Here is a 22,379-nt window from a genome sequence, read left to right as displayed (position 1 = left end):
CGCTCGGCGCGGTGATCGAGAAGGCGGCGTCACAGTCCGTAGTAGTCGCGGACCAGCCGCTCGTACACCCGGGCCGGGACCAGCCGCCGGGTCCAGAAGGACAGCCGGACGTCGTTGCCGCAGAGATAGGTCTGGCGCGGCCGCGATGCCTCGAGAATGGTCTGCACCTTCCTGGCGACCGCGGCGGCCGGTTGGCCGTCGGCCAGGTATCCGCTGACGCGCCCGAGCACCGCCCGCCGATCGGCGTCGTATTCCGGCAGCGGGTCCGCGACGCGCACGGCCGATTCGATGATCGGCGTCACCGTCCATCCCGGCGCCAGTACGGACACCGTGATGCCGAATCCGGCCGCCTCCATCCGCATGGCCTCGCCGATCCGTTCCACCGCGGCCTTGGTCGCGGAGTACCAGCCGCCGTACGGTTCGGCGATCGCGCCCGCGCCGGAGCTGACCACGATCGCCCGGCCGCCGCCCTGCGCGCGCATGATCGGCAGGACCGCGCGCAGCACGCGGTGGGTGCCGAGGACGTTGGCGTCGAACAGCGCGGCGGCTTCGTCCGGGTCGGTCTCCTCGACCGAGCCGACGACGCCGTACGCGGCGAAGGTGACCACGGCGTCGATGCGACCGTGCCGCGCGGCCATCTCCTTCACCCAGGCCCGCACTGCCTCGGTGTCGCGAACGTCCACTGTCGCGTGCGCCGGTCCCGGGACGAGGTCGCAGCCCTCGACGGTGTAGCCCGCCCGCACCAGATGCTCCGTGGTCGCCGCGCCCATACCGTTGGCCGCGCCGGTGATCAGGACGACTCCGGTCACGCCGCACACACCTTCAGCGCCCGGGGCAGCACCTCGAGGCGCGCGGATTCGACCAGCGTGATCTCGCCGTCCAACTCCAGCGGAGCGGGCCGTTCGGGGCGCAGTTCGACGGTGGTGTCGCGGTGGCAGACCGCCAGCGGCGAGCCCGCGAACGCGCCGCGGTACAGCCCGGCGATCAGGCCGAGGATGCGCAGCCGTCCGGACGCGGCCCAGATGTTCACATCGAACCTGCCGTCGGTGCGAGTCACCGGAGTGTCGTAGTACATCCCGCCCGCGAAGTGCACGCTCTTGAGCACCCCGATATTGGTGATCGGCGCCGTGTGCACCCAGTCGGTGCCGCGCACCTCGAGCCGCAGGGGCCGGTGGGTGGCGATATTGCGCAGCGCGGTGGCGACGATGGCGGCCTCCACGTTCCGTGACTTGAGCCAGGCCAGCGCGCCGGTCGCGTGATTGAACGAATCATTGCCCGCCGCAACGAGTCCCATGCTCGCGTTGAGCAAGAAGTAGCGCACCACGCGAGTGCCGTCGGGCAGGAGCATCGTCGCCTTGCCGACGTCGACGGTCTCCGCGCCTGCCGCGTCGACCCGGACCGCGACGCCCGCGCTCGTCGACTCCGGGCGCAGCGGCTTGTGGAAGTCGTTGGAGCTGCCCAGCCCGATGGCGCCGAGCGCGATGTGCTCCGCGCCGCGGCGCGGCCGATCGGTCTCCGGATCCATGATCGCGTTGAGCACCAGATTCACCATGCCGTCGCCGCCCGCCGCCACGATCACCTCCGGCGCGCCCGCGTCCGGTGTTTCGATCTGGGCGCGCACCAGTTTCACGGCCTGGTCGGCATCGGCGGGCAGTTCGACCGTCATGCCGGGATGCCGCTCCCGCAGCGCGCGCTCCACCGGCTGCCAGCGTTGCAGGGCGGTCCCCGCGTTCGACTGCGGATTCAAGATGACGAGCATGACTTCTCCTCGATGCCCAGCCACTCGCGCAGCCGGGTCCACTCTCCCGTGGTGACCAGACCGGTCCGCGCACACTCCGGCGGCACAGCGGATTCCGTGGCGCCGAGCAGGAAGACCGGGATGCCCGCGCGGGCGGCGGGCGCGTCGTTGGCGGCGTCGTTGCCGATCATCACGCAGTCCGCCGCCGCGAGACCGAGCCGATCGAGCAGTTCGTGATAGAACTCGACCCGCGGCTTCGACCGCCGCATGGTCTCGCCGCTGGTGATGAACGTGAAGACGCCGGGATCGTGCCCGCCCCAACGCAATCGGGTGATCGCGGTGCTCGACGGCCACAGCGGGTTGGTCGCGACGACCTGCGTCACGCCCGCCGCGCGCAACTCGCGCACGGTCGACACCGCCTCCGGCAATGCCGGGAAGCAGCGGCGCAGCCGGACGAAATCGCGGTCGGCCAGCCGCTGCAACCGCTTACCCACCAGCTCCGGCGCGATATCCAAGCGATCGGCGAGCAAGCCGACCATGAATTCGGTGTTGGTGCGGTCGGTTTCGTTGCGGCGCACCTCCGGCAGGACGCCGGAGAGCACGCGCAGGAACCGGTGCGGCGGCGTCAGGTCGCGGAAGGCCAGCGCCGCCGTCAACGGCATCAGCGTCCGGAAACTGCGCTTGCGCAGACCGACCAGCGTGCCGTCCAGATCCCACAGCACGGTGCGATGCGCCGCCGTCATTCCTGACTGTCCAGCACGGCTTGCAGGTCGTCGCGGGTCAACCCCAGCCCCGCGGCGAACTCGTCGATCCCGGGCCTGGCGGCGATCGCCCGCACGCCCGCGCGCTGCACCAGGTCCACGCCGTAGGCCGCACCCAGGTCGAAGACCGTCTTGGCCAGCGCCGCGGGGAACAGCCAGCGGCCGAGATCGCGCTGGAAGACCCGGGTCAACCGATAGGGCGCGGCGACGCGGGCCCCGAGCGCCGAGAGCGCCGTCGGTTCCCGCAGCGAGCTCATCCGCGCCGCCTCCGCGGCGGGCACCAGCAGCAGGTCCGACCACAACCGGCCGAAGCTGGCGCGCTTCTCGTCTGCCAGCGCGGTCATGTTGAACTCGGTGTAGGCCTTCTCGATCCGCGAGGTGTGCGTGGACCGGCTGCGCAGCAGCGCGTGGATGTCGGCGGTCTTGCGGGCGGTGTCGTAGCGGGTGAAGCGATTGATCCTCGGCCGCACCCGGTCGATCAGGGCGGCGAACGACGGGTTCGGCACCAGGCGGTCGGCCAGCGAAAGGGCGTGGTACATCAGGTTTTCGGTACCCGCCTTCGCGATCTCACCCGCGAGCAGGTCGTAGTCGAGATCGGTGGCGTGGCGGGCGAGGTTCCAGATGTCGCCGAGTTCGCGCACCCCGGTCTTGTAGTACGGCAGGTGCACGCCCAGGTGGTGCAGATTGTCCTCGTGCGCCATGGCCCACGCGGGCACGCCGTAGAAGTCGATGCGGCGCACCCGATCCCAGATCGCGCCGTAGTCGATGGTGTACGGGGTCAGCGGGGTGATCAGTCCCCAGTGGGTGCCGACGACCAGCGCGCCGTCGCGCGAGACGAACGAGGGCAGGTGGTGCGACCGCTCGGCCCGCACCTTCGGCGCTTTGCCGAGCAATTCCGAGGTGGCGAAAAGGCCCAGCTCCCGGTAGATCTCGATGGCTGTTTCGACCTGATCGAGCTCGATGAGGATGTCCAGATCGTTCATCCGCTTGTAGCGCGGGTCGTGGTAGATCTCGGTCGAGAAGAGCATCCCCTTGAGCACCACGCACCGCACGCCGCGTTCGTCGAAGCGGCGCAACAACTCCAGCGCCCCGGCCAAGCGCCGGTCGTTGACGGCGCCGATGCGGTCGGTGACGGCGGCGAAGTCCATACGGACGGAGTCGGGCACGAGATCGTAGAGTTCCTCGGCCTCCAGCCTGCGCTGCACCAGCGGCACCGTCGCGTTGAGCTCGGCCAGCGCGAAGAATTCGGCCCAGTCGGTGACGTCGTGGGCCAGCTTCGCCGTCTCGGCGCGTTCGTCCACGGTGGGCGCCGCCAGCGACGCGTGCACCAGCAGCCGTTCGACCGCGGAACCGCCCGCGGCGATCTGGGTTCCGGTCATACCGCACCCTCCTGTTCTGGATGGAATCCGAAGCTCCTGGCGACGGTCGAGATCTGTTCGAGCGCGAAGTCGAGCTGGTCGCGGGTCAGCGTGGCCATCATCGACACCCGCAAGCGCTGCTGTTCCCGTGGCACCGCGGGGAATTCGACGCCGTTGACGAAGACGCCCGCGCGGTGCAGCGCGGCCACCACCTCCGCGACGGCCAGCCGTTGCGGCACCAGGATCGGGATGATGGCGGTCTGCGGATCCACCGCGAAGCCCATCCGGCGCAGTTCCCGCGCGAAATAGGCCGTGTTGTCGTGCAACTGGCGGACCCGCTCGGGGTGGGCGTCGATGAAATCGATCGACGCGAGCACCGCCGCGACCACCGCGGGCGACAGCGAAGCGGAGAACATGTAGGAGCGAGCGAAGAAACGCAGCGTGTCGACGAGGTCTTTGGATCCGGCCACGAAGCCGCCGGTGGTCGCGAACACCTTCGAGAAGGTGCCCATGTACAGCTCCACCGAGCCGTCGCCCAGACCGAAATGCTCGGCGGTGCCGTGGCCGCGCGCGCCGAGCACTCCGGTGCCGTGCGCGTCGTCGATGGCCAGCCAGGCGCCGAACGAATCGCACAGCGCGCGGATCTCCGGCAGCGGTGCGATATCGCCGTCCATCGAGTAGACGCCCTCGACCGCGACCACGATGTTCGCGCCGGGATTCCGCCACCGAATCTGCATCAGGCGATGCCGCAGGTGCCGCAGATCGTTGTGCTGGAACGCCATCGACCTGACCCGGCCGAGCTGGATGCCGTCGTAGAGGCTGGCGTGGCTTTGCTCGTCGTAGAGCAGGGTGTCGCCGTTGCGCAGCAGGCCGGTCACCCAGCCGACGTTCGCCGCGTAGCCGGAGGAGAACACCATCGCCGACTCACAGCCTTTGGTCTCGGCGAGGCGCTCCTCGAGTCGCCGGTGCAGCGAGGTGGTGCCGTTGAGCAACGGCGGCCCGCCATGTCCGACGCCGAACTCCCTGGTCGCCGCGATCGCGGCCTCGATGATCTCCGGTTCGCTGCCGAGCCCGAGATAGTTGTTGGAGCCGAGCATGATCAGCTCGCGGGTCTCGCCGCCGTCGGGATCGCGCACCTGGACGACCGGACCGGCCGGACCGGTGATCTCGCGCAGCACGAAGCCGCTGCCCCTGGCATTCGTGACGTACGGCCGGAATTCCTCGAAGCGCTGTTCGAAGGTGTGCGCCGCGGGATCGAGATAGTGTTCGAGACTGAAATTCTCCCCGTGACCGGCGGATTCGCTCCGCACTCTACCCGTCGCGTGGTCGTCGGTCCTGACGGAATCCGTATGCGATGCCGGCCCACCCGTCGCCCGGCCGCCACCCCTCACGGAATCACTACGTGATGCTGTCGTCATTCTTTGTCCTCGTGCACGATGGTTGCGGTGCCCGCGCGCCCGTCGAGCACCACGCGATCGCCGGTGGCGACCAAGCGGGTGACGCCGGGAACGCCGACGACGGTGGGGATGCCGAGTTCGCGGCCGATGATGGCGGTGTGCGAGAGCACGCTGCCCTTCTCGCTCACCAGTCCGCCCGCGGCGACCATGAGGAAGACCCAGCCCGGGTCGGTCGTCGAGGCGACCAGGATCTGCCCGTCGATCTCCACTTCGGGATCCGGCGTGCCGAGCACCAGCGCCGGCGCCTCGACACGCCCTGGCGCGCAACCGATGCCGCGCAGCACGGTCTGCGCCGTTGCGTCCACTGCCGGATTCGGGGTGTCGAACGCCGGGTCGTCGATGGTCGCCGCGGCGATGCCGGTGGTGACGATCCGGGTGGGCAGTTCGACGGCGCGCCAGCGCTCGTGATCGGCCTTACGGGTGGCGACGATGCGGGCCGCGTCGGTGTCGACGGCGGTGCCGCGGGTCAACGCCGCGATCTCCTCGTAGGTGAGCCAGAAGATGTCGCGCGGGTCGTTCAGCAGGCCCGCGCCGTGCATCTGCTTGCCGAACTCCCGGAACACCCGCTTGACCAGGCCGAACGAACGGCTGCGGCCCAAGCGCATGTTCTCGCGCTGCTTCACGTGCTCGCGGGCGCGGCTCAGCGCGAGACGGAAGGCGACGCGTCGCGGGAAGCTGTCGCGGAACAGCGTGGCCGCGGTGGCCTCGGCCTCGCGACGAATGGCCTTTTCCCGCGCTGCCATTTCGTCGATGTTCTGCCCGCCGCGCAGGTAGTTGCGCAGCATGGGCACCAGGCGCTCGGGATGTTCGCCGAGCGGGTCGGTTTCGAGCTTGAGCTCGTCGACCGTGCGATCGCCGAACAGGGCGATATGGCGCAGGTATGCCGCACGGAACGCGGCGAACTCGCGCTGCTCCAACGTCTTCCACACCGCGTGCGCGTCCAACGGACCCTCGAACAGCGCGCGCAGTGCCGCGTCGTCGCGAATCGTCGCCGTCAGCGCCAATGCCGAGCGCACCGGGTCGACGCTGTCGACACCTTCCTCACCACAGAACAATTCGTTGCGCAGGGTGATCGCCTCGGTCGGCTCCAGCCCCTGGCCCTCGAGCAGCAGCCCCACGACGTGGAACAGCTGCTGGGCCAGGAAGTCGTTGAAGATCTGCACCGAGTACGCGGGCACGAGTTCGTGCAGGCAGCGCTCCATCCACTGCAGCAGCGCCTCCGGATCGCGTTCCCGCTCAGGCGTGTCGGGGGACAGACGCCGGTCGAGGTCGGCGGTGAAGGCGGCCAGCTCGGTGAAGAAGGCTCGCAACCGCTGCGGCAACCGCACCCAGCCCGAGGCGATGATCGCGAAGACCCGCACCCGCAGCGCGTACATCCGCAGCCGCGCCACCCCGCGTTTCGGCGCGGCCGGACGCTGGTAGCGGTTCTCGATGTTGAGGGCGGCCTCCCAGCCCTCGATCGCGAACTCCATGCCGGGAATCTGGAGGAACAGCCGGTACCAATTGCTGATGTTGTAGTAGATCCGTCCGTGCGCGGTGCCGACCAGGTACGGGTACAAGCTCGCCGCATTGCGGTCCACGATCGCGCCCGTCGCGCCGAAATCCCGGTGGCAGGCACGGAAGACCTGCTCGTAGGCGGCGCGCAGGATCGAAAAGGTCAGCGGGCTGGACAATCCCGGATAGGACTCCGCGACATTGACGTTGTCGAAGATCGTTTCGCGCGCCCCCGTCGCGGTGACCGGGCGGGCCTGCAACAGAAACAGCGTGCCGTCCGCGTCGTAGGCCCATTCGACGTCCTGGGGTCCGCCGAAGGCTTCGGCGAGCGCGCCTGCGGTGCGCGCGAGTTCGACGATCCGTTCATCGGTGAGCGCGGGCTCCGCACTGCCGCCCGCGATCTCCGCCACCGCGGTGCCGGAATCCGAGTCGGCGACGACGCGGCTCCGCTTGTCGACGACGGTGCGGGAAACGACCGCGCCCGAGGCGTTGTCGACGAAATACGTATCGCATTCCACCGTGCCCGCCACGACGCCCTCACCGAGACCGAGCGCCGCCGACACCACCGATTCGGCCGGATCGCCGGTCTGCGGATTGCAGCTGAAGACCACGCCGGAGACGGCGCTGTCGACGAGCACCTGCACCAGCACCGCGCAGTCGACGCCGCCGTTGTCCAGGCCGCGATGCGCTCGGTAGAACAGCGAACGCTCCGAATAGGCCGACGCGAGCACCTCCAGAATGGCGCGCGGCACGTCGGACGGCGCCACATTGAGGACCGTATCCAACTGACCCGCGAACGAATCCGTCGCGGAGTCTTCCCCGCTCACGGACGAGCGGACCGCCAGCCGCACCGGGCCGTCGGACCATTCGGCGATCGCCGCGTCGAGTTCGGCCGCGACCTGGTCGGGCAGGGAAACGCCGAGGATCAGGCCGCGGACGGCCGCCGACACCGACCGCAACGACGCGGGGTCGGTGTGGTCGAGGGTGCCGAGCAGGTCGGCGATGCCGTCGGCGGTGGGCGCGAGGATCTCCGCGCACGTCTCGGTGGTGACCACCGCGAACGGCGGCACCCGATAACCGGCCGCCAGCAAGCGACCGAGATTCGCGGCCTTGGCCCCGAATCGCGCGATGTGCTCCGGCGCCGCGTCCGGCCGCGCGGCCAGTGTCGCGGCGGGCACCACCGCGCCGGTGTTCGTTGGGTTCATAGCTCTGTGCCTCTGCGTATCGAAAGACGATGGGGGCGTGCGCCACTCGGGCCGATGACGCTCATCGGGCCGACTCCGCCAGTGCGCCGGCGGCCGAGGCCGCGGTCTCGCGCCGGGTGAGGCGCACCAGCACCGGGTCGGGCGTGTTGGAGATCTCCGGGTTCTCCCGCACCCGAAGGCCGTTGACCAGTTCGATGTCGTAGCGCGCCAGCAGCATCGCCAGACCGACGCGCAGTTCGGTCAGCGCCATGTGCTGGCCGACGCACAGGTGCGCGCCCCAGCCGAACGGGAAGTACCGGAACGGGGGACGAGACCTGGTGCGCTCCTTGGTGAATCGCTCCGGGTCGAAGGTCAGCGGCGAGTCCCAGAATTCGGGGAAGCGGTGGTTGACGAACGGGCTGATCACCACAATCGCCCCCGGCTCCAGGTCGAAACGGTCGAAACTGTCGGCCTCCAGCGCGGTGCGGCTGAATGCCCAGGCGGGCGGGTGCAGTCGCATCGCCTCGTCGATGGACCGGCCGGTCAGCTCCAGCGCGGGCAGCGCCCGCGCGATGCCGGTCTCGCCGAGCGCACCGTCGATCTCGGCCCGCACCCGATCCAGTACCGCCGGATTGCGGCACAGTTCGTAGACGGTCCAGGCCAGCGCGCCGCCGGTGGTCTCGTGCCCGGCCAGCAGGAAGGTGAGCACCTCGTGGCGCAGCTGTTCGTCGTCCATGGCGTGGCCCGCGTCGTCGCGCGCCGCGAGCAGCCGGCTGAGCAGCGAATCGGCCGCACCCGTCGCGGCGGCACGGTGCCCCTGGATGACGTCGTCGACCACCCGGTGCAGCCGGGTCAGCACGCCGTGGAAGCGCCGATTGGCGGGGGTGGGCACACTCGGCGGCAGCTGGATCGGCGCCGACATGTGGTTCATCACCCAGGAGACGCCCTCGCGCACGTCGTCCTCGATCTGCGGCAGCACACCGTCGATGTCGGCGCCCATGACCGCGCGGCACACCACGTCGGCCGCGAACCCCATTACCTCGGGCACCAGATCGAAGGCCGCGCCCTCGGCGGCCCGCGCGTCCAGCCGGTCCAGCATCCGCTGCGCGCAGGCGATCATCAGCGGGATCTCGGTGTCCACGTGCCTGCGCGCGAACGCCGGTTTGATCAACGCGCGCTGGCGTTTCCAGAGTTCGCCGCCGCTGGTCAGGAGACCGGGCCCGAGCAGGTAGTTCAGGCTCTGATAGCTGATGCCCTTGGCGTATTTCGCCGCATTCGTCACCAGCACCTGGTTGATGTGGTCCGGCTCGACCAGCAGGTGCAGCTGCTGGTGCACGAGGCGCAGCCGCACGCTGCCGCCGTGCGCGACGGCCTGCTCGTAGAACAGCGTGAGCGGGTCGGCGCGGTAGTCGAGGTAGGCGCCGAGCGGATGCCGCAGCGCCGGACCGGCGAGCGCGCGAGCCGTCATGCGCCGCCTCCCACGTCGACCAGTTCCGGTTCCCTTCGCTCGAGGAACAGGCGACGGGCTTCCGCGCGCTGCACCTTCCCGCTGGTGGTCTTGGGGATGCTGCGCGGCGGCACCACTCGGACGTCAGCGGCCAGCACCCCGGTCCGCTTGCTCACCGCGACGCGCACCGCGCGCCGCAGCGCGTCGTGTTCGTCAGGGGCGAGCGCGGTTTCGACGATGAGGTGCAGTTCCTCCGACAGACCCGCGGCATCGGCGTGCCCGACCGCCGCGACCCCGCCGAGCCGCACGCCGTCCACCTGTTCGGCGGCGATCTCGAAATCGGTGGGCAGGTAGTTCGCGCCGCGGATGATGATCAGGTCCTTCTGCCTGCCGGTGATGCGCAATTTGCCCGCACGCAGATACCCGATGTCGCCGGTGTCCCACCAGCCGTCGGCGCTCGCCGCCGCGGTGGCGTCGGGGAGCCGGAAGTAGCCGACGGTGGTCGACGGGCCGCGGAACTGGATGCGTCCGACCGTGTCCGGGCCGCACGGTACGCCGTCGCCGTCGACGACGCGCACCTCGGTGCCGAGCACCGGCTCGCCGCAGTCCACGATCTGCATCGCGTCCGGGTCGTCGTCCGGAACATCCAGCACCACACCGCTTCCGGTGAGCGCGCGACGGGAGACCGAGTCGTAGGCGATCGGAGCGTGCGGGCGCGCGACCGTCACGGCCAGCGAAGCCTCCGCCATACCGAAGCAGGGCACCAGCGCGTCCGGTGGAAGGCCCCACGCGCCGAAACGATCCACGAAGCGCTGCACGGTCGGCGGGTGGATCGGCTCCGCGCCGCAGAACAAGAACCGCCAGCTCGACAGATCCACCCCGGCCAATTCCTCGTCGGTCACCCGCGCCGCCGCGTAGCCGTAGGCGAAATTCGGTGCGGCGGTGAAAGTTCCGCCGTACTTGCTGACCGCGCGCAGCCAGTCGCCCGGGCTGCGCAGGAAGCGGCTCGGCGGCATCAGCACGGCATCGATGCCGCGGAACATGGGCGTGAGGAAGCCGCCGATCAGTCCCATGTCGTGGTGCAGCGGCAGCCAGCCCACCCAGGTGTCGCCCGGACCCATCGCCGCGGCGAGCGCGATCTGCTCACAGTTCGCGGCCAGATTGGCGTGGGTGATCTGCACCCCCTTCGGCGTGCCGGTAGAGCCCGAGGTGGCCTGAATGAAGGCGAGGTCACCGGGTTCGGGCAGGCGCGGCGTCAGCGCGGGCCCGTCCGGCGATCCGGCCACCGCGTGCAACGCCGCTCCGTCGATGCCGGTCGCCCCGGCCGGAAGCTGTGCCGCCGCCAGCACCGTCGCGCCCGCGACGACCGCCTTGGGCTCCAGGTAGGCGAGCAGCCGGTGGAACTTGTCGTAGAACAGCTCCGCCGAGCCGAACCCGCCCGGCGTCGCCACCGCCGTCGGCACCGCGCCGAGCGCCAAGGCGCCGAAGAACGCGGTGACGAACTCCGGGGAGGTGGGCAGCGACAGCACCACTCGATCCCCAGCCCGCACCCCGGCATCGGCCAGAGCGGCCGCGGCGCGTCCCGCGGCGAGCGCGAGATCATCGTGCCGCCAGGCGAATTCGTCATCCGTGCCGCGCTCCGGCACGAAAATGGTCGACGGGCCGTCGGCGCCGCGTTCGGCGTTCGCCAGCAGCGCGTGCACGATGCTCGGAAACCGTGGCGCCAGCGGGCCGGTCACGACTCTCCCCGCACGTAGGCGACGATCTCGGTGACCGTATTCAACTGTGCCGCAGCGTCTTCGGGAATCTCGACGTCGAAGGCCCGTTCCAGCTGAATGGTCAGCTCGATGGCGGTCGGCGAGTCCAGTCCGTAGTCGATCAACTGGGCGGCGGCGTCGATGTCGTCGGCCGCCACCCACAGCACCTCGCCGACGATGGCGCGCACCCGCGCCTCGATCTCGGCGGCGGTCTGGGTTCGTGCACTCATCCGAAGAGTTTTCCTTCCGTGACGCAGGCGCGGACGGACTCGTCCAGGTCGACGCCGTCGGCGGTATCGATGCGATGGAAGCTGACCTCCGGGTAGGCGGCGGCCAGGGTGTCGCGCACCCGGAGGTAGCCCTCACGCAGGGCGGTGAGGCGTTCCGCGGTCTCGTGCGCCTCCTTGACGCCGCCTGCGGAGCGCTCCGCGCAGCGGGCGGCCGCCTGCTCGGGCGGGACGTCGAGCCACAGCACGGCATCGGGCAAGGTGGTGCGGAACCGTGCCGCGAATCCCGCGACCGAGGCGGTGATCTCGCGGCCGACCAGGTCGGCGATCTCCGAGAGCAGCTGCCAGATATCGGGGGAGCTGCCGAGTCTGCTGGACTCGGAGTGCTGCCAGGCCAGGATGTCGTCGAAGGTGCCGGGGCGGTGTCGCTCGAGCACCGCGGCGATCTCGGCTTCGCGATCGTGGCCGTTCCACTCGGGGCGAGCGAGTGCCACGTACAGCGGGCCGTAGACCAGCAGCTCGATGAGCGGATGCCGCTCGAAGACGAGGACATCCGGCGCCCAGGTGTCCAGGAAGTGCCGCTCCACCGGACCGAACAGCGTCATCTGCAAGTACATGGCCGTGGCCTTCATCTCCAGGCTGGAGATCTCGTCGCATCCGACGCTGAATGCCTTGAGCTGCTTGGACAGATCGGTGAGCGGGACGTCACGGGTGTTGTGGAAGTCCGGGCAGGTCATCGAAGCGAACGCGGCGTGATCACCGGCCGGGGCCAGCTCGCGCAGCCGCGCCATGACCGAGGACTTGCCGGCGCCGTCGATGCCGACGATGGCGACGCGTCGGGTCATCGGTCGTCCTCCTGCAGCTGGGCCAGCACGGCCTTGGTGATCGCGGCGGGCGCGTCGGTGCCGTCGAGACGGACCCAAGCCAGCTCCTCGGCCAGCTCCTCCAGCGCGTCGTGGCTGCGCTGCTGGAAGTCGAGGAACGCCTTCTCGTCCCCGTAGCCGCTCTCGTAGTCGCTGCGCAACTGCTTGCGCCCCAACGCGTCCTGCGGGCTGACGGTCAGATAGAAGGTGCGGTCCGGCTCCGGGAAGCCCGCCGTGAGCTTGCGCAGCACCGCGGGGTCACCGCCGTGCGCGACCTCGGTGGCGTAGTACTTGTACCAGTACGCGTTCGCGAGGACGATGTCGACGCCGCGCGCGGCGGCCAGGTCGAACGAGAGCTGCATGGCGTGGAAAAGGAAGTGCGCGCGGCTCAGCGGCGTGAGCAACTTCAGGTAGCCGTAGATCTCCGAGGGGCTGTTCCACGGCAGTTTCGAGGAGACCTTCGGATCCAGGAAGGCATCCCAGATCGTGACCGCGGCGACGCTGTGTCCTTGAGTTTCGAACTCCGCGGCGATCCGCGCCACCTGGGTGGTCTTGCCCGAGCCGTCGCCCCCCGCGATACAGATCAGGCGTTTGCGTGCGGTCAGTGGTTCATCCCTTCTCGGCGCCGGGCGCGGAGACGCCGGGCGGGTTGGTTCTTCGCGGGGTGCGACGACATCGGCGGGAGCTTGCGCCTCGGCCGCTGTCGCCGACTCGGATTCGGTTACGCTGTCGTCTTTTTCGGATCCGGCGGGCGCGGAGTCACCCGTCTCGGCCTTGGGCGACGCGCCGGTCTCGGCTGCTGGGGTGGCTACCGCCGCATCGACCTGCGCCGTCGCCGTGTCGAGCACGCTGATCACGCCGGCGCTGCCGTCGACCCGGATCCGCTGGCCCGAGCGCACGGCGGTCGTCGCGCCGGCGACGTTCAGCACCGCGGGAATCCCGTACTCGCGCCCGATGACAGCGGCGTGCGACAGCATTCCGCCCACCTCGGTGACGACTGCGGCCACCAGGCCGAGGGCCGGGGTCCAGCCCGGGTCGGTGAAACGGGTGACCAGAATGTCGCCTTCGCGCAGCTGATCGATATCGGCCAGCGAGGTGATCACTCGTGCGGTGCCCTCGGCGATGCCCGGGCTGCAGCCGAGTCCGGTGAGATCGCCTTCGCCGATCTCGCGCACCGCCCCCACCGTGACTCCGCCGCCGAGTTCGTGCGGCGGCGTCAGATCCCGGTATCCGGCGTATACCGCACGGCGATAAGCGATTCGGGGGGCCAGCTCGGCGATCTCGACGCGACCCGCGACCAGATCGCTCAGCTCGTGGATGCTGAGCTGGAACGCGTCGTCGGCGTACTCGAGGGTGCCCGCCGCGGCCAGCCGGGCGCCCGCCTCCACGACGTAGGCTCGCACGATCGCGTAGCACTGCGAGGAGAATTCCCGCATCCGTTCGCGGGCGACGAGGTAGCGCCGCATCCGCTCGACGTGCTTGTCGACGGACTTGGCGAACTTGACGCGAGTCCTGGTCTTGGCCCGAACCCGGCCGCGCAGCGCGGCCAGCTCGGCCTCGTAGCGCTTGCGCTGCTCCACCAGGGTCACGTCCGGATCGGCGGGCGCGGTGCGGTGTTCGAGCATGACCGCGATCATCGAGCGCACCCGCTCGGGCTCCTCGGACCAGCGGGGGCAGGTCAGATCCAGCTCGGCGTCGGCGTGGAAGCCCTGCTCGGTGACGAATTCCGCCAGCGCCCTTTCCCATTCGACGCTGTCGAGCCCGTGTTCGCTCGCCACCCGGTGCAATGCGACGATGCCGCGCTGCATCTGCATGTGGCTGATCTCGGCGAGACCGCCCATCAGGTCGATGGCCGAGGTCGAACCCTCCGTCGCGGCGTCGACCTTGTCCAGCAGCTGCTTGAAGTCGGTCTGCACGCTCGAGTTGTTGTAGATGGTGGTGAAGTAGGTGCGTTCGGTGGACGCGTGAAAGGTGAGCAGGCAGTCGGTCAGATCGGTGGCGAAGGTGGCGTCATCGGTCTGCGACAGGACACCTACCCGGTCGCGCCAGAGCGCGTGCTTCGCGGGCCATTCCACCGCGAAGGCGTCCACCGCGGCCAGCTGGTCGCGATAGCTTCGCTGGACCGCCAGTGCCGCGGGCAGCGCCTTGGCGATGGTCTTGGCGGAGGTCGGGGTGCGGTGCGGCCCCTCGGGGCCGTAGTCGTTGAGCACGCCGAGGTCGTCGTCGAAGTGCTGCTCGTCGAAGCCGGGAATCTTGAAGAAGCAGTTCTTCACCGCGCTGACATTCCAGTAGGCGCGGCCGTAGTACATGGCCATCCAGTCCGGTTCCACGCCGGGATCGGCGAGCTTCAACCGTTCGAAGAACTGCTGCATCGAATGCTGAAAAGCGTTGTCGTACAGCGAGAACATCATCGGCGTGCAGACGCGCGCCGAGACGCCCCCGTCGCGCAGGTCCGCATCGGAGAACTGATCGATATCGGTCCGCCAGGTGATCGCGGTGATGGCGCGCGCCTGCAGCAGCCACAGCTTGCCCTCGGCGTCGATCGCCCACTCGATGTCCTGTGGGCGGTGCCGGTGGGCCTGCACGGCCAGCATCAATGCGGCCAGCTCGGCGGTGGCGGCCGGCTCCAGCTCGATATCCTCGCCGCCGGCGTCCCGCTCGAGTACCGCACCGTCGAACAGGCGCAGGGTGTACCGCGTCGGGGTCACTTGACCCGAGACCAGTCGTTCGCCCAGACCGGCGCAGCATTCGACGACCGCGTTTTCCTCGATGCCGGTGAGCGCGTCGATGCTGAAACCCACACCGGCATACCGGGCGTCGACCATCCGCTGCACCAGCACCGCCACCGTGGCCTTCGCCTCGGTGTAGCCGTGCTTGGCCAGATAGGTGCGGACCCGGTCGTTGTGCACCGAGGCGCGGCACTGCCCGATGTAGTCGCGCAGCGCCGAGACGTCGGTGATGTCCAGATAGGACTCGTACTGTCCGGCGAAGCTGGCGTCGTCGAGATCCTCCAGCACACCGCTGGAGCGAGCGGCGACCGGGAATCCGCCCAGCGTCCGCACCCAGCGGGCCAGGTCGTCGTCGCCGACCGTGTCGAGATCGAGGTCGGCGGGCACCACGAAGCCGGGCGGCACCTCGAAGCCCGCGGCGATCAGTTCGTGCAGGGTGCCGGCCTTGCCGCCGGCTCGCTCGGGAGCGAAATCCGCCGCGCCGAGGAACATCGGCGCGGGTGTCGGGCTGTCGGACACGGTAGTGGCTCCTGTCGGAAGCAGAACCGGGCGCACCTCGTGACGAGCCGCGAGTTCGCGGGCGGCGTGCACGCCCGCGACGGTCAGTCCGCCGTACGACGGACTCGCGGTGCCGGGCTCGAAGCCGAGCAGCACGGTCTCGGCCATACAGGCGTAGACCACGCCGGGAGGCAATCCGGTTTCGGGGAAGGGGGGTGTCTGGCCGAGCGGCAGCGTCATGCGCCCACCGGAGACCAGGGTGATGTTCGGGCGCTCGGCGACGGCGGGATCCACGTCGCCGGGGACCGCCAGATCGCATACCAGCACCGGATGATCCGCGGCCAGCAGATCCGCGGTGACGAGCGGGAGCGCGGAATTGGTCGCGGTGAGCACGACGTGGCAGTCCCGCAGCGCGGCCAGGTCCTCGCTGACCTCGATCACGGCAGGCGCGGCCGAGGTGAGCCGGTCCGCGACCCGGCGCAGGCGTCCGGCCGAGCCCGGCCGTCCCACCAGCGTGATCGCCTCGGCGTGCGGCGCGATCATCTCCGCCATGACCGCGCCGATGTTGCCGAGCGCGCCGAGGATGCCGACGCGCCGTCGCCCCGGTTCGAGCCGGGCGAGCTCACCGACCACCACGTCGTAGGCGCAGGCGGCGGTGAGGGAATTGCCCGAGGTCACCGTGACCGCGTCCTCCACCACATCGCGGGAGGCGTTGGTGACGATGGAGGTGTACCCGCCGAGCCCGATCACGGTAGCGCCCAGCGCGATCGCCTGTTCGACGGCCTCCAGCACCAAGTCGCGCGGCCAGGCGCGGTGGCCGGACCGCTGGCATTCGACGATCTGTTCGGCGGAGATCGGCACCGCGATCAGGCAGACCTCGACCGTGGCGCCGGTGGGGGAGCTGATCAGCTGCCTGGTCAGCTCGAAGGGTTCGGCCACTCCGCGCAGGCGCTCGAACAGCGCGGCGAACTGCGCGTCCGACCACTCGGCCAGTTCCGGCGCGAACCGGCGCAGATCGGCAGGTTCCGGCAGATTCGCGAGGAAGACCACCCGGTTCGGCGCGTCGTAATCCCGCGCCACCTCGGCGGAGCGCCGCTCGGGCAGCGGTTTGCGCTCCGGCACTTGCCAATTCGTGGTCACGGGTGTCGTCAGGTGAGCCAGCAGCGTGGCCAGGTCGCCGCGGTGCAGCAGCTCGGCCAGCTCGTCCAAGGCGGATTCCAGGCGGGCCAGCTCGGACTCCGTGACGAATGCCGACGGCTGCAATCGCAAGGTGGTGGGCGCGGACAGCGTGGGCAGCATCCGGATCCGGTGGGTGTGCAGCAGGTAGCCCGCCACCACGTAGCCGAACATGTCCGGGTCACAGATCTCGCGCAGCAGCGCCGATTCGGGCGCGGGCGGGATCAGTTCGATGCCTTGCAGCAGTCCCCGGCCGCGCACGCCCGCCAGCACTCGCGGCCAGCGCCGCGTGACCGCCTCCAGCCGCGACCGCAGTCGTGCGCCGGTATCGCTGATCCGGATCTGGTTGTCGCGCAACAGATCCAGCGCGGCTTCCGCGACCGCGCAGGACAACTCGTCGTCGGCGAAGGTGGAGGTGTGGTATCGGCCGAAGTCCGACACCGACGCGGCGCGGTCGACCAACAGCGCCGAGATCTTCACCAGGCCGCCGCCGAGCGATTTGGACAGCAGGTAGTAGTCCGCGGCCACACCCGACGGCGCCGACGCCAGGAAGGTGCCGGTGCGGCCCATGCCGGATTGGATCTCGTCGAAAACCAATGCGGCCTTGTGCCGGTCGGCCAGTTCACGCAGGGCGCGCAGCGTCTCGGCAGGCACCTCGCGGACCCCGCCCTCGCCCTGGATGGGTTCGGCGAAGATCGCCGCGATCGGCGAGACCGACGTCTGCGACAACACCGGCCGTCCGGCGGCGTTCACGCTGATCCGGCCCACCGGCCGCAGCTCCTGCGCGAAGGCGGCGGATACCTCCTCGGGCGTCCAGGTGTCGAGTTTGCGCCGCTCGGGGCCGGGCACGATCAGGTCCGCGGGCGTATCGGCCTGCTCGGTGAGCGCGAAGGCGCCCGCCGTCTTGCCGTGGAAGGCGTTCGCCAGCGAAACGAAGACGGGGCCCCGCCGTTCGATCTCCTCGACGACGCGCAGCGAGTCTTCGAGAATCGCTGCCGCCGAGCGTGTTTCGTCGTCTTTCTGATCGGCCGCGGTTCTGGTGACCGGACGCACCGCGTGCAGTCCGTCGCGGCGCAGCTGCCGAAGCGTGCGGCGCAGTTCGTCGCGCAACTCAGCCAGTCTGCGCGCGTGCGCGACGGCCGCGTGCCTGATGGCGGCCTCGACCGCGTCGGCGCCGGTGGACCCGAACGTCACCACGTACTCGCGTCCCGAGCTCGCCCCGACCAGGTCGGAAAGCCGATGTGCCAGAAGCGAAGCGCCCGGCCGGACACTGCCCTGTGAGACGAACGGAGTCTGCTGGTTCAACCGTGCGGTGGCCACGCGGACCAGCGCCGGATGGTTGTGCCCGAACAATGCCGCGCCGAAGCCGCCGACCATGTCGAGCACCCGTGTACCGTCCGCGCGGATCAGATGGTCGCCCTCGGCGCCGACGTACACCACGTCCAGGTGACAGGCGCGCAGCAGCCGCGCCAGTCCGGGTCGGTTGTGCCGCGCGAAGTCGTCGAACAACTGTGACGCCTCGACATCCATTCCGGTCGAGGAGATTTCGTGGTCTTGTGCTCTCGGAGCCATGTGGTTACGCCCCGATCCCGGCGCGGTGGCTCGTCTTGTTCGTCACGCACTCGATCACGTCACGCGCGGTGTGCAGCTCGGAGGCCTCCTCGTCGGAGATCTGCACGTCGAAGGCGCGCTCCAGTTCGATGATGATCTCGGCCGACCGGACCGAATCCAAGCCATAATCCAGCAACGGCGTATCGAGGTCGATTTCGTCGACACGCAAACCGCTGCGAAACAGCTCTCGGACGCGTTCGGACACCGTGTTCGGGGCGGTCATTCCAGACCTCCGACCGGGCTCGCTCCCGTTGCGCCCGGGAGCTCCTCGATCTCGACCGCGGTGTTTGCCGACACCGTCGAGTACCTGCCTTTTCCCTGGTCAGTGCCGGATGCGGCGACAGCCGAGCCGGTGATCACTTGCCTTCCGATATCGACAACCAAAACTGTTACGCCTCATATCTCGTCACCCTGCACGACTGTCACCGTGCACAGTCGTGCGTTCGACCAATCTCTACACCGCTGATGTGGGCGCTGCAATGCGAAAAGCACTGTCCTACAGTGCATCTCATGCATCGGCAATCTCATGGCTAATGGGCTTCGATTGTTGTGAGCGCAACGTGGCGTCGCCCCGGGAAAATGGGGCATGACGGCATGGTGTCTCGGACAATGAATTCTGCGATTTCTGGTTACAGGTACTCCGTCGGGTGGTGGTCGCGGAGCGGGTTGGAGGAGTTTTCGGAAAGTTCGCTGTTCACGATCGGTTTACCGAATAGATAAAACCGACCCATTGGTACTTTTCGATTGAATCGGGCCATACCAGATTTCGGTGACGAATTCCATACTTGCCAGAAAATTTTTCACTCCGTACAGATGGCGCCGGGTGCTATTGCGCAGCGTGGCAAACTTTTTCGAGTTCTCGAGAATGTGACCGCTCTCATTGCAAGCAGGTAGCGGAATCGGCTATGTGGGGCATCACATCGTTTCCGAGAGTCGATCTTCCGGAGCGCGAGGGATCCCACCGCAGCGCGAACCTCTCCGCTCGGTCGGCTTGCCGTCGCGTCGAGAATTTGGTTCAGTTGGGGGACTGATCATTTGGTACTCGTGCTGGGGGTGCGGCGGGGTGGAGTCGGTAGGCATGGTGGCCGGGGGCGTGGTGTGGCTTCGACCGATGTTGCTGTGGCACATGGTCGTTGTCGACGGCTCGTCGGGTAACCGAGGTGGGGTGGTGTCGGGTCCGGATTGCCCGCACTAATTGCTCGGCCTCACCCAACGGCGTATCGCGTCGATGGTGGTTTCCGGTGAAGTGTTGAAGCAGAACCGCACGCCAGGGGATATCTGGTTGACGGCGTTGACTATTCGTTCGAGCACGAGGGTGTGCTCGAGCGCGGCGCGGATCCCGGCGCCGATCATCACGACGCCGAACGATCTGTCGGCGGCGCACTCTCGCAGCGCGGCTTCGGCGGCGTCGGGTTCCGCGGGGACGAGGCATGACACGAGATCGAACCCGGCGTCGCGCAGCGCCTGCTCGCCCGCGGCGATCCGCGCTGTCAGCGTGGCCTCGTCCAAGCCGGGAATCCGGCTGTAGTCGAGAGAGCCGGGATGCAGGCCGATCGACAGCACGGTGCTGGAGATTCCGGACTCGTTCACTGGCTCGGTTCCTTTCGGTGTCACGGCGAAACCGATCACGCTCAGCGTCGCCAGCAGGGCCACGGCGGCTCCGATCAACGGCATTCGTCGGTTCGTTCGGCCGTCGGGTGCGGCCTCGGCTCGGTCGTGCGCCATCCGGGCGGTTGTCGTGCCTGTCATGTTCGCAGCGTCGTGGACCGCGCGCCCGGCCACCAGGACCGCCCGGGCATGGGACGGGCGGTACCACCCCGGGCGGTGGATCGCGCGGCACGATAGGAGTATGGACAGAGCCGAATTGGCCGCCGTGCTGCGCACCGCACGCGCCAGGGTCGAACCGGTCGAAGTCGGCCTCCCCGCCGGATCACGTCGGCAGGTGCCGGGGTTGCGGCGGGAGGAGGTCGCGCAGCTGGCGGGCGTCAGCGTCGACTACGTGGTGCGGCTCGAGCAGGGGCGCGGACCGAAACCGTCCACGCAGGTCCTGGGTGCGCTGACCCGAGCGCTGCGACTCGGCGACGACGACCGCAACCTGGTCTTCCGGCTCGCGGGCTCCGAACCGCCGCACGCCGCGCGCGTCCCGATGCAGGTGCGCCCCAGCGTGCTTCGGATCCTCGACCGCATGTCCGACCTGCCCGCGCTGGTGCTGTCCGCCACCTCCGACGTGCTGGCCTGGAACCCGCTCGCCGACGCGCTCCTCGGCGATTTCTCCGCGCTGCCCCCGACGCGGCGCAACCTCATTCGTGAACGGTTCCTCGGCGACGGTGTCGGCCGGGTGCGGCTGTCCGACGAAGACGAGGAGCGGACCGCTGCCCATTGCGTCGGCTGTCTGCGCACCGCGCGAGCCCGCTACCCCGGCGACCCCGGCGTTGCCCGCCTCATCACCGAACTGCGTTCCGGCAGCGTGCGATTCGACGAGCTGTGGCGTGCCGGACAGGCGGGCACGATCAGCGCGACCACCCTCACCATCGAACACCCCGCGCTCGGCAGGCTCACTCTCGACTGCGACACGCTGCTGGTGCCGGAGGTCGACCAAACCGTCGTGGTCTACTCCGCCGCACCCGGCACGCCGGAGGCTGCCGCCCTGGACCTGTTGCGCGTCACATGAGGAAGGGGTGCTGACGACACGGCCGCGTCCTGCGAGCCCGAGTTCCGCCGGCGCCTGGCGCGAAACTCACCCTGTGACACCCGTCGTCGCGTGCGGCGCGCCTGTTCGCTAGGGCCGGTGGTTCGAGCCCGGGAACCAGCGGTCCAGCCGAGCGGCGGCCGAGGCGGCCTTCTCGCGCGCGAGTTCCTCGGAGGGCGCGGAGAACGGCGCGACCGGCGCGGGGCCCGACAGAAAATCCGCGTCGACCTTGCCGACCAGGCCGCCCCCGAACTCGATATGACACACGCCGCGACCTCGGTACCGTTCGGACCAGTCGGACCCGTGCACCGTCGCCGCGATCGCAGCGGCGACGGTATGGGCGGCGTCCTCGGCGAACACTCCCGCTCGCGGGACCGGGGCATCGGCGCAGTCGCCGAGCGCGTAGACGCCCGGGTACGGCGTCTCGAGGGTGTGCGGGTCGACGGCGATCCAGCCGTCCGTGCCGCCTTCGGTCAGCCCGGACGCCGCCACGACGGCGGGCACCCGGTGCTTCGGGATTCCGATGAACAGGTCGTAGGGGAGATCGCCAATGCGGGTCACCGCCACGTGGCGGCTCGGATCGAGAGCGTGGACCAGTCGGCCCGGCGAGTACTGGATGCCGCGGTTGTTCAGTGCCTCGACGAGCGCGGCGGAGGTGTCGGCCGAGACCGGGATCGGTGAGTCCATCGGGCTGATCATGTGAATGCGCGCGTCGACACCGCGCCCGGCAAGCTTCTCGTGCAGGAGCATCGCACCCTCGTAGGGCGCGGGCGGGCACTTGAACGGGACGCTGAGAATGGCGAGGAGCACGTCGCCGCCCTCGAAGTTCGCCAGCCGGTCGCGCAATCGGCACGCGCCCTCGATCGAGTAGTACTCGTATCCGTCTTCGACGAATCCGGGGGTCGCGGTGAGGTCGTATTCGGCCCCGAGCGCCACGACGAGAATGTCGGGTTCGTACTCGGACCGATCGGTGACGACGCGGCGGGTCCGCGGATCGATCGAGGTCACCTCCTCGCGGCGGAACTCGACCCCCGGATGGGCGAGGTCCGCGTACGGAACACGGACGCGCTCCGGCGGAACATCCCGGAAGAGGATCTCGAGTTTGGCGAAGCCGAAGGTGAAGGAGTCGTTCCGGTCGATCAGCACGATCCGGACCTGGTCGTCGGCCAGTGCATGCGACAGGCGGCTGGCCAACTCCAGCCCGCCGAATCCGGCACCGAGAATGAGCACGGTTCGCATGCGCTCATTGTGCTCCCGGTTGCCACGCGTTCGCTGACGAACCGGGGTTTGCGGTCGCATCCGGCCGCCGTGCGGATGCCCCACCAGGCGGTCGATTCGCCTGCCGAGGATGCTGTGTCGTAGCGGCAAGCGGTGCGAGTGCCGGCGCCGA

At 69.3% G+C, this 22,379-nt stretch carries 15 protein-coding genes; 1 reads left to right on the top strand and 14 read right to left on the bottom strand.

Annotated elements, in window-relative coordinates:
- Positions 1 to 29: 29 nt before the first annotated feature.
- The 13 genes from AC3EO7_RS28725 to AC3EO7_RS28665 all read right to left on the bottom strand — a co-directional run bounded on the left by AC3EO7_RS28725 (position 30) and on the right by AC3EO7_RS28665 (position 20,049).
- On the bottom strand, positions 30 to 809 hold the full coding sequence (locus tag AC3EO7_RS28725) for an SDR family NAD(P)-dependent oxidoreductase (RefSeq protein ID WP_435592929.1): 780 nt from the start codon (positions 807 to 809) through the stop codon (positions 30 to 32).
- Positions 806 to 1,759, bottom strand: coding sequence for a diacylglycerol/lipid kinase family protein (locus AC3EO7_RS28720; RefSeq protein WP_435592928.1), 954 nt, complete (start codon positions 1,757 to 1,759; stop codon positions 806 to 808). Before AC3EO7_RS28720 ends, AC3EO7_RS28725 begins: the two co-directional genes overlap by 4 nt.
- A complete protein-coding gene (locus tag AC3EO7_RS28715) occupies positions 1,744 to 2,481 on the bottom strand; it encodes an HAD family hydrolase (RefSeq protein ID WP_435592927.1) in 738 nt (245 codons plus the stop codon). Before AC3EO7_RS28715 ends, AC3EO7_RS28720 begins: the two co-directional genes overlap by 16 nt.
- A complete protein-coding gene (locus tag AC3EO7_RS28710; RefSeq protein WP_435592926.1) occupies positions 2,478 to 3,878 on the bottom strand; it encodes a nucleotidyltransferase domain-containing protein in 1,401 nt (466 codons plus the stop codon). The genes AC3EO7_RS28715 and AC3EO7_RS28710 overlap by 4 nt, the downstream gene beginning before the upstream one ends.
- Positions 3,875 to 5,167 (bottom strand): aminotransferase class I/II-fold pyridoxal phosphate-dependent enzyme, encoded by a 1,293-nt coding sequence (locus AC3EO7_RS28705; RefSeq protein ID WP_435592925.1) that lies wholly within the window; start codon positions 5,165 to 5,167, stop codon positions 3,875 to 3,877. Before AC3EO7_RS28705 ends, AC3EO7_RS28710 begins: the two co-directional genes overlap by 4 nt.
- Positions 5,168 to 5,271: 104 nt before the next feature.
- Positions 5,272 to 8,013, bottom strand: a complete 2,742-nt coding sequence (locus tag AC3EO7_RS28700) for a PEP/pyruvate-binding domain-containing protein (protein ID WP_435592924.1) — start codon at positions 8,011 to 8,013, stop codon at positions 5,272 to 5,274.
- A gap of 61 nt (positions 8,014 to 8,074) precedes the next feature.
- Entirely contained in the window at positions 8,075 to 9,460 is a 1,386-nt protein-coding gene (locus AC3EO7_RS28695; RefSeq protein ID WP_431971795.1) for a cytochrome P450, read from the bottom strand.
- The gene (locus tag AC3EO7_RS28690; protein ID WP_435592923.1) at positions 9,457 to 11,178 is read right to left on the bottom strand and encodes a fatty acyl-AMP ligase; all 1,722 of its coding nucleotides are present in this window, start codon (positions 11,176 to 11,178) and stop codon (positions 9,457 to 9,459) included. Before AC3EO7_RS28690 ends, AC3EO7_RS28695 begins: the two co-directional genes overlap by 4 nt.
- Positions 11,175 to 11,426, bottom strand: coding sequence for an acyl carrier protein (locus AC3EO7_RS28685; protein WP_435592922.1), 252 nt, complete (start codon positions 11,424 to 11,426; stop codon positions 11,175 to 11,177). The genes AC3EO7_RS28690 and AC3EO7_RS28685 overlap by 4 nt, the downstream gene beginning before the upstream one ends.
- Positions 11,423 to 12,268, bottom strand: coding sequence for a hypothetical protein (locus tag AC3EO7_RS28680; protein ID WP_431971798.1), 846 nt, complete (start codon positions 12,266 to 12,268; stop codon positions 11,423 to 11,425). Before AC3EO7_RS28680 ends, AC3EO7_RS28685 begins: the two co-directional genes overlap by 4 nt.
- Positions 12,265 to 18,261, bottom strand: a complete 5,997-nt coding sequence (locus AC3EO7_RS28675) for an aminotransferase class III-fold pyridoxal phosphate-dependent enzyme (protein ID WP_435592921.1) — start codon at positions 18,259 to 18,261, stop codon at positions 12,265 to 12,267. Before AC3EO7_RS28675 ends, AC3EO7_RS28680 begins: the two co-directional genes overlap by 4 nt.
- A 4-nt stretch (positions 18,262 to 18,265) precedes the next feature.
- On the bottom strand, positions 18,266 to 18,523 hold the full coding sequence (locus AC3EO7_RS28670) for an acyl carrier protein (RefSeq protein ID WP_431971800.1): 258 nt from the start codon (positions 18,521 to 18,523) through the stop codon (positions 18,266 to 18,268).
- A gap of 968 nt (positions 18,524 to 19,491) precedes the next feature.
- Positions 19,492 to 20,049 carry a hypothetical protein gene (locus tag AC3EO7_RS28665; RefSeq protein ID WP_435592920.1) on the bottom strand — a complete coding sequence of 186 codons (558 nt, stop codon included), beginning with the start codon at positions 20,047 to 20,049 and terminating at the stop codon, positions 19,492 to 19,494.
- A 100-nt stretch (positions 20,050 to 20,149) separates the two neighbouring features.
- Here AC3EO7_RS28665 and AC3EO7_RS28660 point away from each other — a divergent pair, with 100 nt between their 5' ends.
- Positions 20,150 to 20,971 (top strand): helix-turn-helix transcriptional regulator, encoded by an 822-nt coding sequence (locus tag AC3EO7_RS28660; protein WP_435592919.1) that lies wholly within the window; start codon positions 20,150 to 20,152, stop codon positions 20,969 to 20,971.
- 108 nt (positions 20,972 to 21,079) lie between these two features.
- Here AC3EO7_RS28660 and AC3EO7_RS28655 read toward each other — a convergent pair whose 3' ends face one another.
- Positions 21,080 to 22,228 (bottom strand): NAD(P)/FAD-dependent oxidoreductase, encoded by a 1,149-nt coding sequence (locus tag AC3EO7_RS28655; protein WP_431971803.1) that lies wholly within the window; start codon positions 22,226 to 22,228, stop codon positions 21,080 to 21,082.
- Between the last annotated feature and the right edge of the window lie 151 nt (positions 22,229 to 22,379).

It is taken from the genome of Nocardia sp. bgisy118 (assembly GCF_057708605.1).
This window is presented reverse-complemented; position numbering and strand designations above follow the sequence as displayed.

Bases quoted from the DNA above. Each gene is read 5' to 3' on its own strand.
- AC3EO7_RS28720 (WP_435592928.1), bottom strand. From the start codon at position 1,759: ATGCTCGTCATCTTGAATCCGCAGTCGAACGCGGGGACCGCCCTGCAA.
- AC3EO7_RS28715 (WP_435592927.1), bottom strand. From the start codon at position 2,481: ATGACGGCGGCGCATCGCACCGTGCTGTGGGATCTGGACGGCACGCTG.
- AC3EO7_RS28710 (WP_435592926.1), bottom strand. From the start codon at position 3,878: ATGACCGGAACCCAGATCGCCGCGGGCGGTTCCGCGGTCGAACGGCTG.
- AC3EO7_RS28700 (WP_435592924.1), bottom strand. From the start codon at position 8,013: ATGAACCCAACGAACACCGGCGCGGTGGTGCCCGCCGCGACACTGGCC.
- AC3EO7_RS28695 (WP_431971795.1), bottom strand. From the start codon at position 9,460: ATGACGGCTCGCGCGCTCGCCGGTCCGGCGCTGCGGCATCCGCTCGGC.
- AC3EO7_RS28685 (WP_435592922.1), bottom strand. From the start codon at position 11,426: ATGAGTGCACGAACCCAGACCGCCGCCGAGATCGAGGCGCGGGTGCGC.
- AC3EO7_RS28680 (WP_431971798.1), bottom strand. From the start codon at position 12,268: ATGACCCGACGCGTCGCCATCGTCGGCATCGACGGCGCCGGCAAGTCC.
- AC3EO7_RS28675 (WP_435592921.1), bottom strand. From the start codon at position 18,261: ATGGCTCCGAGAGCACAAGACCACGAAATCTCCTCGACCGGAATGGAT.
- AC3EO7_RS28670 (WP_431971800.1), bottom strand. From the start codon at position 18,523: ATGACCGCCCCGAACACGGTGTCCGAACGCGTCCGAGAGCTGTTTCGC.
- AC3EO7_RS28665 (WP_435592920.1), bottom strand. From the start codon at position 20,049: ATGACAGGCACGACAACCGCCCGGATGGCGCACGACCGAGCCGAGGCC.
- AC3EO7_RS28660 (WP_435592919.1), top strand. From the start codon at position 20,150: ATGGACAGAGCCGAATTGGCCGCCGTGCTGCGCACCGCACGCGCCAGG.
- AC3EO7_RS28655 (WP_431971803.1), bottom strand. From the start codon at position 22,228: ATGCGAACCGTGCTCATTCTCGGTGCCGGATTCGGCGGGCTGGAGTTG.